This is a genomic window from Nocardia sp. NPDC005746 (genome assembly GCF_040630785.1).
In the GTDB taxonomy this organism is placed as follows: Bacteria; Actinomycetota; Actinomycetes; order Mycobacteriales; family Mycobacteriaceae; genus Nocardia.
This window is the reverse complement of the sequence record NZ_JBEXYE010000003.1, coordinates 21,784-36,409: the sequence shown is the minus strand read 5'-3', so window position 1 is coordinate 36,409 and position 14,626 is coordinate 21,784. Positions and strand designations below refer to the sequence as shown.

Annotated in this window: 10 protein-coding genes; 6 read left to right on the top strand and 4 right to left on the bottom strand. The window is 69.1% G+C overall.

The features are described 5' to 3' along the window. Positions 1-14 precede the first annotated feature (14 nt). The 4 genes from ABZ412_RS06790 (at position 15) to ABZ412_RS06775 (ending at position 8,251) form a co-directional block, all read left to right on the top strand. Complete coding sequence (locus ABZ412_RS06790; protein WP_357277238.1) at positions 15-3,806, top strand: UvrD-helicase domain-containing protein; 3,792 nt, start codon at positions 15-17, stop codon at positions 3,804-3,806. Further along, complete coding sequence (gene recD, locus ABZ412_RS06785) at positions 3,803-5,764, top strand: exodeoxyribonuclease V subunit alpha (RefSeq protein WP_357277236.1); 1,962 nt, start codon at positions 3,803-3,805, stop codon at positions 5,762-5,764. Before ABZ412_RS06790 ends, recD begins: the two co-directional genes overlap by 4 nt. 144 nt (positions 5,765-5,908) lie before the next feature. Continuing rightward, a complete protein-coding gene (locus ABZ412_RS06780) occupies positions 5,909-6,751 on the top strand; it encodes an alpha/beta hydrolase (RefSeq protein WP_357277234.1) in 843 nt (280 codons plus the stop codon). A gap of 45 nt (positions 6,752-6,796) precedes the next feature. Further along, entirely contained in the window at positions 6,797-8,251 is a 1,455-nt protein-coding gene (locus tag ABZ412_RS06775; protein WP_357277231.1) for an NAD(P)/FAD-dependent oxidoreductase, read from the top strand. Positions 8,252-8,258: 7 nt separating this feature from the next. On the opposite strand, the gene ABZ412_RS06770 is transcribed toward ABZ412_RS06775, so the two are convergent. Continuing rightward, on the bottom strand, positions 8,259-9,314 hold the full coding sequence (locus ABZ412_RS06770; protein ID WP_357277230.1) for an IS630 family transposase: 1,056 nt from the start codon (positions 9,312-9,314) through the stop codon (positions 8,259-8,261). A gap of 145 nt (positions 9,315-9,459) precedes the next feature. After that, positions 9,460-10,197, bottom strand: a complete 738-nt coding sequence (locus ABZ412_RS06765; protein ID WP_357277227.1) for an ankyrin repeat domain-containing protein — start codon at positions 10,195-10,197, stop codon at positions 9,460-9,462. A 198-nt stretch (positions 10,198-10,395) separates the two neighbouring features. Between ABZ412_RS06765 and ABZ412_RS06760 the strand changes: the two genes are divergently transcribed. Continuing rightward, entirely contained in the window at positions 10,396-10,896 is a 501-nt protein-coding gene (locus ABZ412_RS06760) for a DUF2199 domain-containing protein (RefSeq protein WP_357277225.1), read from the top strand. Here ABZ412_RS06760 and ABZ412_RS06755 read toward each other — a convergent pair. Together ABZ412_RS06755 and ABZ412_RS06750 are read right to left on the bottom strand one after the other, a co-directional pair. Continuing rightward, positions 10,850-11,818, bottom strand: a complete 969-nt coding sequence (locus tag ABZ412_RS06755; RefSeq protein ID WP_357277224.1) for an EamA family transporter — start codon at positions 11,816-11,818, stop codon at positions 10,850-10,852. The two genes, ABZ412_RS06760 and ABZ412_RS06755, sit on opposite strands and share 47 nt — an antisense overlap. 54 nt (positions 11,819-11,872) lie before the next feature. Then, positions 11,873-12,973 (bottom strand): hypothetical protein, encoded by a 1,101-nt coding sequence (locus ABZ412_RS06750; RefSeq protein WP_357277222.1) that lies wholly within the window; start codon positions 12,971-12,973, stop codon positions 11,873-11,875. 348 nt (positions 12,974-13,321) lie between these two features. On the opposite strand from ABZ412_RS06750, the gene ABZ412_RS06745 reads away from it, so the two are divergent. Further along, positions 13,322-14,581 (top strand): glycosyltransferase, encoded by a 1,260-nt coding sequence (locus tag ABZ412_RS06745; RefSeq protein ID WP_357277219.1) that lies wholly within the window; start codon positions 13,322-13,324, stop codon positions 14,579-14,581. The last annotated feature ends 45 nt before the right edge of the window (positions 14,582-14,626 follow it).

Here is a 14,626-nt window from a genome sequence, read left to right as displayed (position 1 = left end):
CCCGGGAGCCCCGCATGACCGACGACCTGTTCTCGTTCACCGATCCGGATCTGGCCCCGCGCCCCGCGCGGCGAAGGCTGCTGCGGGCGGACCCGGCGGTGGGTGAACCACGGCGTCCGGAGGGCGCGCCGGCTGATTCCGGCACCCCGGATCTGTTCGACACGGCTGAACCGACACCGCTGGGTGGGCTGGACTCGGGCGCCGACGCGCGCGAAACGGTCGCCGAGGCGGCCGATTCCGGCGGGCCGCAGGGGCTGTGGGCCGCCGCTCCCGAGGCGACCGGTCGGCAGGAGTCGCAGCCGGACGATCCGTCCGGGGCGCGCCACGATTCGGATACCACCGGTGTGAGCGTCTCGCTGCGCTCGGGTGATGACTCCGCGGGACAAGGGTTGTGGGACGACGGTTCGGCGGCATCGCGATCAGCGGAGGGAACGGTGTCCGGGGACGGCGCGTCCGGAACCGCCGCCGCATCAGGGGCTTTCGCGGATTCGGCGAACCGGTTCGAGCTGACCGGGCCGCTGCCGACGGGGACGACCGTCCTCGAAGCGAGTGCGGGCACCGGAAAGACGTACGCCATCGTCGGATTGGCGGTTCGATTCGTCGCCGAGCTGGGCGTGGATGTCTCGGAGCTGCTGCTGGTGACGTTCAGCCGGGCGGCGACCCAGGAATTGCGGGAGCGCACCCGGGATCGATTCGTCGCGGTGGCGGCCGCGCTGGCCGAACCGGAGCGGGCGCTCGCGTCGAACGACGAGCTGATCCGGCATCTGGCACAGGGCAACCCGGGCGAGATCGCGACCAGGCGGGAGCGGCTGCTGACGGCGCTCTCGGACTTCGACGCGGGAACCATCGCCACGACCCACAGCTTCTGTCAGCGGATGCTCGACGAGCTGGGGCTGGCGGGGGAGCAGGACCCGGGGGTGCGGCTGGTCGAGAGCGTCGCCGATGTGGTGTCGACGGTCGCCGACGACCTGTATCTGAGCCGGTACGCGCGCGGCGGATCGGTGTTCGGTCCCGCCGACGCGCAGCGACTGGCCGCGGCCGCGGTCGGCGACCCGCACGCGCTGCTGATGCCGGAGGCCGAGGGCGACGACGATCCGGCGGCCGAGCGGGTGGCGTTCGCGTCGGCGGTGCGGATGGAAACCGCTCGCCGCAAACGGCTTTCGGGACTTCGGGACTTCGACGACCTGCTGGTCCTGCTGCACGAGGTGCTCGCCGACCCCGAGCACGGCCCGCGCGCCTGCCGGCGGATCCGGGACCGGTATCGGGTGGCGCTGGTCGACGAATTCCAGGACACCGACCCGCTGCAGTGGGACATCCTGCGCCGCGCCTTCCACGGGCACGCCACCCTGGTGCTGGTCGGCGACCCGAAGCAGGCGATCTACGCCTTCCGTGGCGCGGAGGTGCTCAGCTACCTGGACGCGGTGGCGCACGCCGACAGCAAGCGGGAACTGACCACCAACCGGCGCAGTGACGCGGGGCTGCTGGCCGCCCTCGAGCACGTGCACGGCGGTGCGGCCCTGGGGCACAAGGAGATCACCGTGCACCGGGTGGCGGCGACGCGCCCGTTCTCACGGCTGTCGGGTGCGCCCGAGCGGGTGACGCCGCTGCGGCTGCGGTGCCTGCCGCGCAGTGGGGCCGGACCGCTCAACAAGTCCGGGTATCCGGCGGTGGGCCGGCAGCGGGAGCGGGTGGCCATCGATGTGGCCGCCGATATCGTCGGGCTGCTCGGGTCCGGGGTGCGCATCGATGCCGGGACTCCCCGCGAAAGGGCCATCGGGCCCGGCGATATCGCGGTGCTGGTCCGCAATCGCGCGCAACTGGAGATGGTGCGGACCGAGCTGGAGGCGGCCGGGGTCGCCTCGGTGCTGGCCGGCGGCGCGAGCGTGTTCGGGACGCCCGCGGCCACCGAATGGCTGTGGGTGCTGCGGGCGGTGGAGCAGCCGCATCGCGGGGACCGCGTGCGGCTGGCGGCCGGGACGGCGCTGCTCGGGGTGAGCGCGGCCGAGATCGACGCCGGGGGACCCGATCTGGTGGGTCGGCTCAGTGCGGATCTGCGCGACGCGGCCCGGCTGTTCGCCCGCGCCGGGTTCGCGGCGGTCGCCGAGAAGCTCAGTGCCGAAACCCGATTGGCGCCGCGTCTGCTGGCTCTCGAAGGCGGGGAACGGCAGCTCACCGACCTGCGGCAGATCGCGCAGCTGCTCGACGACGCGGCCTTGCGTGAGGGTCTGGGACTGTCCGCGCTGACCAGGTGGCTGGCCGACCGCGTGCGCGATCCGGCCTCCGGGAGCGTCGCCGATCGGAGTCGTCGGCTGGATCGCGACGCCGCAGCCGTGCAGGTGGCGACCGTGCACGCCAGCAAGGGGCTCGAATTCCCGGTCGTGTACCTGCCTTTCGCGTGGGACGCCGCGAAGCTGCGCAATCCGCCGACGCTGCTGTTCCATGACGAGCAGGGTCGCCGCGTCCTCGATGTGGGCGGCTCCGAAGCTCCGGGCTACAACTCCCGGCGTCTGCGCGCCGAAACCGAGGAGCAGGCCGAGGAACTGCGGCTGCTCTACGTGGCGTTGACGCGGGCGGGCGCGCAGGTGGTGGCGTGGTGGGCGCCGGCCTACGATACCCAGACCGCGCCGCTGCACCGCATGCTGCTGGGGCGCGAACCGGGCAGCCCCGCCGTCGCGGACAAGGTGCCGGTGCCCGCGGATTCGGTAGTGCTGGAACGGATCCGGGAGTGGGCGTCGACCGCGGAACCCGGGGTCATCGCCGTCGAGCCGGTGCGGGAGATCGCCCGTGCCCGGCTGCCGCACGACGACACGACCACGGCCTCCGAGCCATTGGCCGCGGCCCGCTTCGACCGGGTGCTGGATCAGGCGTGGCGGCGGACGTCCTATTCGGCGTTGACCGCGGGCGCGCACGACGCTCTGCCCGCCGCCGATCTGCCCGAGGGCGGCGGTGTCTCCGACGAACCGGCTGATCCGGCTGTGCTCGCCGACGATCTGAGCGCGTTCGCGGGAGCCGCGCCCTCGCTGATGAATTCGCTGCCCTACGGCGCGGAGTTCGGCACCCTGGTGCACGAGGTGCTGGAGTACGTCGACACCGACGCCGCCGACCTGGCCGCCGAGATCCGGGCCCGCTGCCTGCACGCGGTGAACGAGCAGATGTTCGACGCGGACCCCGACGTGTTGTCGGGGGCGCTGCTGGCGGTCATGCACACGCCGATCGGGGACGGGACGCTCGCCGGGTTCTCGGCGCGGGATCGGTTGAGCGAACTCGATTTCGAACTGCCGCTCGCCGGCGGCGACGATCCGGTCGCAGCGCGGGTGACCGTGCCGCGTATCGCCGATCTGCTGCGTCGGCACCTGCCCGCCGACGACGTGTTCGCGCCCTACGCCGATCAGCTCGCGCACCTGGACGACACCCCGTTGCGCGGGTACCTGACCGGCAGTATCGACGCCGTGTTGCGGACGGCCGGGCCGCGATTCCTGGTCGTCGACTACAAGACCAACCGGCTCGGCGTCGGTGATCTCACGGTGGCGCACTACACCCGCGAGCGCATGGCGGCTGAGATGATGCGCTCGCACTACCCGCTGCAGGCGATTCTGTATTCGGTTGCGCTGCACCGGTATCTGCGGTGGCGGCTGCCCGGCTACGATCCGGCGCGACACCTGGGCGGCATCCGGTACCTGTTCGTGCGCGGCATGATCGGGCCCGACACCCCGGACGGCTGCGGCGTATTCGACTGGCATCCGCCCGCCGCCCTGGTGGAGGACCTGTCGGCGCTGCTCGCCGGTGACACGGGAGTGGTGCGATGACCTCGATTCAGTTGGCGCAGCGCGGCACCGGGCTGCTGCAGGTGTTCAATACCGCCGGGGTGCTGTCGGCGGCGGACGTGCACGTGGCGTTGCGGCTGGCGCGGCTCGCCGGGGAACGGTCCGAGGCGGTCGTGTTCGCGACCGCGCTGGCCGTGCGCGCCGTGCGCTCGGGGTCGGTGTGCCTGGAAGTGCGGCGCATGCACGAGATCGGCGTGGACGCTCAGGACACCGAGGAATCAGCCATCGATCCGGCCACACTGCCCTGGCCGGACGTGGACAGGGTGATCGCGGCCCTGCGGGTGAGCCCGCTGGTGACCGGAAGCCCGGCCGGGCCGCTGCGCCCGCTGCGGCTCATCGACCCGTCCGGCGGTAGGGACTCCGGCTCGCGTGGCGGTGGTGACTCCGGCCCACGCGGCGGTGGCACCGGGGCGCACTCGGGCGGCGATACAGGTCCGCTGCTCTACCTCGACCGGTACTACCGGCAGGAGGAGACCATCCGGCGGGTGCTCACCGAGCGGGCCGCCTCCCACCCGATGGTGGACGCGGAACTGGTGCGCCGCGAACTGGATCGACTGTTCCCGGATCACAGCGGGCCCGGCGAACCGCCCGACCGGCAACGTTTGGCGGCCGCGCTGGCCACCACGCAGTGGACAACGGTGGTCGCGGGCGGGCCGGGTACGGGCAAGACTCACACGATCGCTCGGGTGCTGGCGCTGCTGGTGGCGCATCAGCAGGTCGTGCCGGGCGCGCCCGCGCTGCGTATCGCGCTGGCCGCCCCGACCGGCAAGGCCGCCGCGCGCATGCAGGAGGCGGTGCGTGAGCAGGCCGGGGAGATCGGCCTGCCCGAGCTGACCGCCGCCACCCTGCACCGGCTGCTGGGCTGGCAGCGTGGAGGCGCGGGGCGGTTCAAGCACAACGAGTTCAATCGGCTGCCGTACGACGTGATCGTGGTGGACGAGACCTCCATGGTGTCGCTGACCATGATGAGCCGACTGCTGCCCGCGGTCCGCCCGGACGCGCGGCTCGTCCTGGTCGGCGACCCGGACCAGCTGGCATCGGTCGACGCGGGCGCGGTGCTCGCCGACCTGGTGGCCGGACCTGTTCCGGGACAGGCGAATCCGGCGCTCGAACGGATCCTCGGCGGGGACTTGCAGGCGACGGCCGCGCATCCGGACGCGCTGTCCGGGCGGGAACGGGAACGGCTGCGCGGCGGCATCGTCCGATTGACGCGCGGTCGCCGCTTCGGTGGGCGGATCGCGGAGCTGGCGGTTGCCATTCGCGCGGGTGACGCCGACGGGGCGCTGGCCCTGCTCGCCGATGGCGGTGACGAACTGTCGCTGCACGCGCCCGACGACATCGCCGGCGTGCGCGCGGATGTGCTGCGGGCGGCCCGCGAAGCCACCGACGCGGCGCTGACGGGAGACGCGACCGCCGCGCTCACCGCCCTCGAATCGCATCGTCTGCTGTGTGCGCACCGGCAGGGCCCGGCCGGTGTGGAACGCTGGGACCGGCTGGCCGCGGGCTGGGTGATCGGGGCGGGGATCAGCGCCGATCCCGGTGCCGGGCACTGGTATCCGGGGCAGCCGCTGCTGGTCACCGCCAACGACCACGAGGCGCGGATCTACAACGGCGACACCGGTGTCATCGTGCGCGCGCCCGACGGGACGCTGCGTGCGGCGCTGCAGCGCGGCACCGAGCCGTACCTGGTGCATCCGACCCAGTTCCCCGGGGTGACCACCGTGTACGCCATGACGATTCACCGCAGCCAGGGCAGTCAGTACGACACCGTGTCGACGGTGCTGCCCGGCCCCGAATCGACGCTGTTGACGCGAGAGCTGCTGTACACGGCTGTGACCCGGGCCCGGAAGCACGTCCGGATCCTCGGGACCGAGGAATCGATCCGGTCGGGCATCGCCCGCCGCGTCCTGCGTGCGAGCGGCCTGCGTAATCGGGAGTGATCCGGGGCCGGGACACGCTACGGGGGTGCGAAGTTCTGCCGGGCGTGGGCGTGGCGGCCGGGGCGGCGTAGCGTGGGCGGTGCTCGATGCCGCTGTCGCCGTGGTCCTTCTGAGCAGGGCGGCCCGACGAGGGGAGGGCTTGTGATGGTCGATTTCGAAGCTGAACCGAGCACGGACTCCGTGGTGTCGGAGGACGGGACCCGGATCGCGTACCTGAGCAGGGGCAGCGGGCCCGCGGTGATCGTGGTTCCGGGAGTGCTGGCCCTCGCGAGCGGGTACGAGCAGTTCGCGACAGCCCTGGCCAGCGAGTTCACCGTGCACACCATCGAGCGGCGGGGGCACGGGGAGAGCGGGCCGCAGCGCCCCGGGCACGGGGTCGAGGACGATTGCGCGGATGTGCGAGCGCTCCAGGACAAGACGGGCGCGGCGTTTCTGGTCGGGCACAGCTACGGGGGATTCGTGGCGCTCGAGACGGCGCGGCAGAACACGGGGATCGCGAAGGTCGCGGTTTACGAGCCGGGACTGTCGGTGAACGGGTCCATGCCGCTGGGATGGATGGACGCCTACGAGAAATACCTCGCCCAGGGCAAACCCCTCGAGGCCTTCATCGAGTTCCTGCGGGCCATCGGGCCGGATGCCGTCCGGAAGACACCGCGGTGGATGTTCCGGCGCATGATGCCGGTCATGATGAAAGCGCCCGAGAAAGACGAGGTCATCGCGCAGTTGCCGCAGAATCTCGTCGAACATCGGCAGTACGCGCGGTTCGACAATACGTATCGGAATTACGCGGAGATCAGCGCCGAGGTGCTGCTCGTCGACGGGGACAAGGACCGGCGGGCATGGACCGCCTCCGACCAGGAGCTGCTCGCCTCGGTGATCCCGCGGTGCGAGCGCGTCACCGTGCCCGGACTGGACCACTTCGGCATCGACAAGGGAGCGCCGGACCAGGTGGCGGGCGTGATCGGCGAATTCTTGTCGCGTTCGTAGCGGCATCGGGCACTGCGCCCGCGGCGTGAAGAATACGCTGGGGGAATGGCCACTACGCCGGAGCACGTCGACGTGCTCATTGTCGGGGCCGGGTTATCCGGCATCGATGCCGCCTACCATGTGCAGCGCGCCTTTCCCGGGCGCACCTACGCCGTGTTGGAGGCACGGGAGGCCAGCGGCGGCACCTGGGACCTGTTCCGCTATCCGGGCATTCGCTCCGACTCCGATATGTTCACCCTCGGCTATCGATTCCGTCCGTGGCTGGGGGAGAAGGCCATCGCCGACGGCGACGACATTCTGGCGTACCTGCGCGACACCGCCGCCGAGAACGACATCGACCGCCACATCCGATACCGGCATCGGGTGGTGCGGGCCGAATGGTTCTCGCCGCGCAACCGCTGGACCGTGACCGCCGACCACGACGGGGAACCGGTCACCCTGACCGCGGACTTCCTGTTCAGCTGCTCGGGCTACTACCGCTACGACGAGGGCTACACCCCGGATTTCCCGGGCACCGAACGCTTTCCGGGCCCGATCATCCATCCGCAGCACTGGCCGGAGTCGGTCGACGTGGAAGGCCAACACGTCGTCATCATCGGCTCGGGCGCCACCGCCGTCACCCTCGGTCCCGCGCTGGTCGAGCAGGGCGCGCACGTGACCATGCTGCAACGGTCGCCGTCCTACATCATCTCCCTGCCCGCCCGCGACGGCCTGGCCGACCGCGCCCGCAAGTTCCTGCCCGCCCGCGCCGCGTACGCGGTGGCCCGCGCCAAGAACGTCGCCCTGAGCACCGCGATGTACCAACTGTCGCAACGCTATCCGACCCGCATGCGGGCCTGGATCCGCGGCTGGCAGCAACGCTGGCTCCCCGAGGGTTTCGACATCGACACCCACTTCAACCCCAGCTACAAGCCGTGGGACCAGCGCTTGTGCCTGTCACCCAACGGCGACTTCTTCCGCGCCATCCGCCAGGGCAAGCTCGACCTGGTCACCGACCGCATCGCCACCTTCACCGAAACCGGCGTGCGCCTCGAATCGGGCCGCGACCTCGACGCCGATATCGTCATCACCGCCACCGGCCTCAACCTGATCCCCTTCGGCGGCATCGCCCTCGCTGTGGACGGCCACGACGTCAACCTGCCCGACACCATGGCCTACAAGGCGATGATGCTCTCGGGCATCCCCAATTTCGCCTTCATCATCGGCTACACCAACGCCTCCTGGACGTTGAAGGCGGACCTGGTGTGCGAATACGTCGTCCGTCTGCTCCGCCACATGGATGCCGAGGGCTACACCAAGGCCACCCCGATCCGCGACCCCGCCGTCGGCCCGGCCCCCTTCCTCGATTTCGAGCCGGGCTACGTCCTGCGCTCCCTCGACATCCTCCCCAAGCAGGGCACCCGCGCCCCGTGGAAACTGCACATGAACTACCTCCGCGATCTCCCCGCCCTGCGCTTCGGCAAGATCACCGACCCCGCCATCCACTTCGAACGCGCCTAGTGCCACGTCAGGCAACGTTGGTTAGGTAATCCGGCCGCCGGATCTTTGATCCGACGGCGAAGTCACGGATGGGTTCGGCGTGCTGGTTGCGCCAACGGACGTAGGTGCCGATCGCGTCGTCTTGTTCGCCATGACTGCGGTGGTCGGTGCCGCCCAGGGCGAAGTACCGCAGCGCGGCGAACTCGCATTCGATCCGGTTGAGCCACGACGAATACGTGGGCAGGAACACGAGTTCGATGGCGTTGACCGAGCACCACGCGCGGACCTCGGCGCGTTTGTGGACCGAGTAGTTGTCGCAGATCAGATACAGTTTCTGGCCCGGCCACCGGGCCCGCAGAGACTTCAGGAACGCCAAAAACTCGGTCCATCGTTTCCGGTCCCGGATCCGGTAGTACAACTGCCCGGTCCGCAGGTCCAAGGCGCCGAACATGTGCCGGACACCCTGGGTTCGGTGGTAGGTTGCCCGCAGCCGGCGTGGCCGCCGGGCGGTGAACCAGCCTCGGCCGCTGCGGGGTTGGAGGTTCAGTGGGCCGAACTCGTCCACGCAGATCACCCGGCCGTCGGCGGGCGGGTTGTCGTAAAGATCGAGGACTCGTGCCATCTTGGCTTGAAAGTCGGGGTCGTTGCTGGCTTTCCAGGTTTTCGTGGCCTGCCACGACACCCCGCCGGCCTTGAGGATCTGCCGGACGGTCTCGCGGCTGATGTCGGCAATCTTGTTGGTCCGCAACACTTCTGCCAGTTTCGACAGGCTCCATGTCGAGAACGGCCATCCGAGGTCACGGGGGCAGCACCGGGCGATCTGACAGATCCGATCACGTGTCGCCTGATCGGTCTTCGCCGGCCTGCCCCCGCTCCATTTTGGGTCCAGTGCGTCGAACCCCTTCTCGTTGAAGTCGTGGATCACTTGCCGCACATACGATTCCGACACCTGCATCAGCTTCGCGATGAACCCGACCGGCTGATGCTGCGCCGACGCCATCACCACCACCGCACGCCGCATCCGAATCGGCTGTTTGCTGCGCCGCGCGATCTGAGCCAGCTTCCGCCCTTCCTCGGGCGTCACCTGTCTGACGAACACCTCCGGCTTCCGAGCCACCGGCACCACCTCCAACCGGCAGCATCACCGGTCGTCGGCCGATGATCAACCCGCCACCCCGAGCGGCGGTTCCAGCACCAACCTTCCCGGACGCGGCACTAGCCGCTCGGGGTCACGTGGGTTTCACCATCGCCGCGATCTCACTGAACCCGCGCCGCACCGCGTGGTCATAAGCCGTGCGCCCCTTGGCATCACGAATCGAGACGTTCGCGCCATTGTCCACCAGCGCCCGGACGATATCGCGATACACGGCACTGCCATTGCCGTAGTAGACGGCTTCGAGGAGTGCGGTCCAACCGAGATCGTTCACGTGATCGATGTCGATATCGGTCTGCCGCAACACTTCTCGCACGTAGTCGAGATGCCCCTTCTCCGCGGCCGGAATCAGCGCGTTCCCGCCGAACCGATTCCGCAACGTCAAATCCGGCTGCGCGGGCAGCAGCAATTCCATCATCGCGACACTGCCGGTGACCCCGGTATTCACCCAGGGACTCTCCCCGCGATCGTCCTTGGCGTCCGGATCCGCCTCGAATTCCATCAGCACCTTGGCCACCGGCAGATTGTCATCCAGCACAGCGATCATCAATGGCGTCCGCCCGGACCCATCCCGAGTCTCCACCTGCGCCTTCTGATTCAACGCGGCCCGAACTCCGTCCGCGTCCCCGTCCTTGGACGCCCTGCGCAAAGCCTTGTTCGCCTGCTCCACCGGCATGCCGGCCGGCCCCGAACCATTGTTGTCGGACATCATCACCGATCCGTTCTGCGTCTGCTGACCAGTCTCCGCGCCATCCTTCGCCCGCTGCTCGGCCGAGCAGGCGGCGACGAGCACCGCCCCGGCCACCACCGCCACCCCGACCCGGACTCCCCGAGCACGACCACGCCACCACGAGGTCCTCATCACCACTGCTCCATCCGTCGACCGAATTGCCTCCCCTCCCATGCTCCGCACCCCCACCCACCCCCGAATCGGTGCACCGGCTCCTTCTCCCACCGCCATCCAGTCGAGGCCCTCGTCAACCGATCGGCTGACCGCGCCTACGCTGCCGTTGTGACCAGCTCAACTTTCACCTGCACCAGCTGCGATGAACTCCACGACGGCCCGCCGCTCAGCTTCGCCTTTCCCGCCCCGGCCTATTGGAACGACGAAGTGGCCGAAGCGCCCGGCAGTGTTCTGGGTGAAGAGCAGTGCGTCATCGCCGGCGAGCACTTCTTCGTCCGCGCCCGCATCATCCTGCCCATCCTGGACAGCGACGACGAATTCGTCTGGGGCGTATGGATTTCCGTCAGCGAACAGAACTTCCACCGCATGTCCGAACTATGGAACGACCCCGCCCGAGTCGACGAACCACCCTATTTCGGCTGGCTCTCCACCCAAATCCCGATCTACGCCCCCACCACCATCAACCTGAAAACCAAACTCCACACCCAGCCACTCGGAACCCGCCCCCTGCTCGAACTCGAACCCACCGACCACCCCCTCGCCGTCGAGCACCGAACCGGCATCACCCGCGCCCGAGTCCAGTCGATCGCCGAACAACTCCTCCACTGACACCGCCGACCTGCACCGCTGTCGCGCCGATCAGCATGATGACCGCGCCGATGACCTGGGCCGGGTGGAGGGACTGGCCCAGGAGCAGCCACGCCAGGACAGCGGCGGCCAGAGGCTCCACCACGGCGAGCACGCTGGCCGCGATCGGAGACAGCTCGCGCAGGGCTCGGAGCCCGGCCAGGTAGGGCACGGCGGTGCCGAAGGCGGCGAGGATCAGCAGGACCAGCCACGCGGGCAGCTGCCGGTCGCCGAGTGCGATCGGGGCTGTGAGCAGGCCGGGAGGGAACGCCCACGGCGGGGCGATCACGGTGACCGCGACAGCTCCGACGGCCAGTCCGGTCGCGGTGAGCCCGGACGGGTCGGTTCGGCGGGCGCCGTATTCACCGAGCAGAAAGTAGGCGGCCGAGCACATCGCCGAACCGAGGCCCGCCGTGAGGCCGACGATATTCAGCCCGGCGGACTGCCAAGGTTGGGCGACAACGGCCAATCCGGCAATGGCGAATCCGATTCCCACCCAGACCGACCCGCGCAGGCGCGCACCCCGGGCGGTCCGCATCCACAGTGCGACGAATGCGGGGGCGAGGTTGACGAGAACGATCGCCACCCCGACCGGGATTTCGGCCACCGCGACGAAGAACAACAGCTGAACGCCCCCGACACCGAGCAGTCCATACGCGACCGGTAGCCAGAGATCCGACCGCGAGAACCGGAGCGCGTGCGGACGAAACCAGGCCACAACCGGCACCAGCAGCACCGCCGCCAGGACGATTCGCGCCGACGTCACCGCCGCCGGGTTCCAGCCGGCCACCATCATGGCCTTGGCCAACGGACCCGAGCCGGCGAACAACACCCACGACAACAGGCCCCATCCGGTCGCCTGCACTCGGATCGGAATCCGGCCCGCCCTCTCCGTGACTGCCACCGCTGGATTGTGAATCCGGCACCAGGAAGCTGGCCACTGGATTTCTGTGCCGGTCTAGCGTCCCGGTGGCAGTTGTGCGATGAGCGGGCCCGCGATGCCGAACAGTTTGCCGCACAGCTCATCTCGGCTGTAGTTTCGATCGCTGTACGACGAGACAACCATCTCGACCACACCGATCGGTGCGCCGGCTCGCTCGCCCTGTGGTGCGTCGAAGGCGAGGTTGCAGCTGTGCTCGGTGTACGCGTCCTTCGGGAGGCTCAAGCCCACACGCCCGCCGATGCCGATCGGTCGGAATTGGGTGTGGCGTCCGGGGTAGAAGAAGGCATACAGGAACCGGCTGGACCCGGAACTGATCGAGAAGTCGTAATCGTCCTTGTGCCACTGGCAGGCACTCTGGCCGTCGACCAGGGTGAATCCGCCCACCTTCTTACTCGCCGGATCCAGCCCCGCGGCCGTGATCGAGGAGTCGGGAATCGTGCACGGATCCCACACCGTTATGGGCGGGTCTTCGATCGGAGGGCTTGTCGTCGACGGCGTAGGCAGTGGCCAGGTGAGCGTGGTCCGCGGCAGGTTCGGTGGAAGGTCGGCGGCCAGAGCGCGGACGAGGGATTCCGCGCCCGAGCGAAGATCCGACTTCAAATAGCGCGACTCCCACACCGGTATGGCTTCACCGCCGGACCAGTCCGTACCGGAGATTTGCACATCCATGCGGAGCGTGCCGACCCGAGCGCTGGCTCCGCCTTCGTCGTACGCCGGGTTCTGTCGGCCGGACCAGCTCAGCGCCTCCTCACCCACGCCAGACAGTGACGTGGTCGACTCGACCCAGGGATCCGGCCGGTTCGGCTTCATGGTTGTGCTGATGCTCAGTGGCCGGGAGACATCGAGGGCGATGACGATGGTGCGCGACAGCGGCCCGGCCGCGGGCGCATCGGCCGTGCGTGGCACTGGATTCTCGAGGACGATTTCGCAGCGCACCGATCGGGAGTAGCCCGAGGAATTGGTGCTTTCCGTCCGCAGATGCCGGTTCTCCTGGAACAAGTTCGGGACATACTCGCGCAACGCGCTCCGGATGGAGCGGTCGGCATCGTCGCAGGAGGGCGGCGAGGTGAACCCGGTCGGGCTGTCCGGTTCGGTGCCGTACGAGCAAGCCGGCACCGTGAGCAGAATGCCCGCCAGCGCCGCCGACAGCCGAAACCGTGTGCGTCGGTTCCGCTGCCGCGGTGTCGACGGCCGTGAAATCGTTTGCACGTGTTGGTGTGTCCTTCCCCCGAGTCGATCTTGACCACCGGTGTGGAACGCTACCGACTCCCGCGCTGGAGTGTTTCGCGGCCGTCGAATTCGCTACCCCTGCCGGTGGTACCGGACGGTGGTGGTGCCCGAGGCCGTGGTCGCCCGCCGCCCGCACGCACATGACTGGGGCGTTCGATCAGTTGCCAAGTGGGAGTGCGCATTCGATATTCGAGGGGTGAAGTCGATCGGGTCTCGTCGGGCAGGAGTTGACGCGTGAGCAAGTTGGTTATTGCGGCGATGGGGACCCGGGGGGATGTGGCGCCATTGCTGGATGTGGCGTTGCGGTTGCGGGATGCGGGGCATGAGGTGGTGGTTGCCGCGCATTGTTTGTTCCGGGAGTTGATCAGCGAGGCGGGGCTCGAATTTCGGCTGATGGGGGCCGACGTCAAAGTGGACGAGTCGGATCCGTTCAATGTCGATCTGAGCGGGCACGAGGATTTGGTGGTGCCGGAGAAGCTGGCCTGGCCGGAGGGGCAGCGGTTCCTGGGGAACGGGTTGATCGAGGCGCTGATCGACGAGCCGATGGATGCGCTGCTGCTCAGTCCGATCACCGAGTTCTCGGGATTCCAGCTCGCCGAGGCGAAGGGGATTCCGGCGATCGGATTGCGGCTGTTCCCATTGTCGGCGACCACGCAGCATCCGCCGAGTCTGGTCGGGGACAAGGACTTCGGGGGGTTCCGGAATCGGCTGACGGCCAATGTCGGGGCGTGGGTGTTCGACACCGTCTATCGCGGGCCGGTCGCCGACTTCCGGCGGGACCTGGGGCTGCCGAAGGTGTCCGCCCGCGAGTTGCGGCGACGGCGCACCGCGTCGGAATGGCCGGTGCTGCACGGCTATTCGCCGAGTGTGTCGCCGCGGCCCGCGGACTGGCGTCCGGGGCTCGAGGTCACCGGCTATTGGTGGCCGCCGCGGCCTCTCGACTGGGAGCCGCCCACCGAACTCGTGGACTTCCTCGAAGCCGGACCGCCCCCGGTGTTCGTCGGATTCGGCAGCACCACCGAAGGTCGCGATCGTCGCGCCGAATTCTCGGAGCTGCTGAACGAGACGCTGCGGCGGTTCGGCGGCCGCGCACTCGTGCAGACGGGCTGGATGAATCTCGACATCAGTGGTGACGACGTCATGACCATCGGCAGCGTGCCTTACGACTGGCTGTTCCCGCAGGTCGCCGCCGCGATTCACCACGGTGGCGCCGGGACCTCCTCGGCCAGCCTGCGCGCGGGCATGCCGTTCGCCGCCGTCCCCGGCCAGGCGGACCAGGGCTTCTGGGCGCGGCGGATGCGGGAACTCGGCGTCAGCCCGGCGACCATCGCGCAGCAGCAACTCTCGGTCGACGGCCTGGTCTCCGCCCTGCACGTGATGACCACCGACAGCTTCTACCGCGACAACGCCACCCGGCTGGCGGAACGGATCGCCCAGGAGGACGGCGCGGGCACCGCGGTCAAACTCATCGAAGCCCACCTCGGCGCACACTGAACCGACTCGAATCCGTTCAGTTCGTACGTCATTCGATCGCCGGTC

What these genes read in the sequence shown, in the direction of transcription:
- ABZ412_RS06780 (WP_357277234.1), top strand. Translation starts at nt 5,909, where the DNA reads ATGGTCGATTTCGAAGCTGAACCGAGCACGGACTCCGTGGTGTCGGAG.
- ABZ412_RS06790 (WP_357277238.1), top strand. Translation starts at nt 15, where the DNA reads ATGACCGACGACCTGTTCTCGTTCACCGATCCGGATCTGGCCCCGCGC.
- recD (WP_357277236.1), top strand. Translation starts at nt 3,803, where the DNA reads ATGACCTCGATTCAGTTGGCGCAGCGCGGCACCGGGCTGCTGCAGGTG.
- ABZ412_RS06775 (WP_357277231.1), top strand. Translation starts at nt 6,797, where the DNA reads ATGGCCACTACGCCGGAGCACGTCGACGTGCTCATTGTCGGGGCCGGG.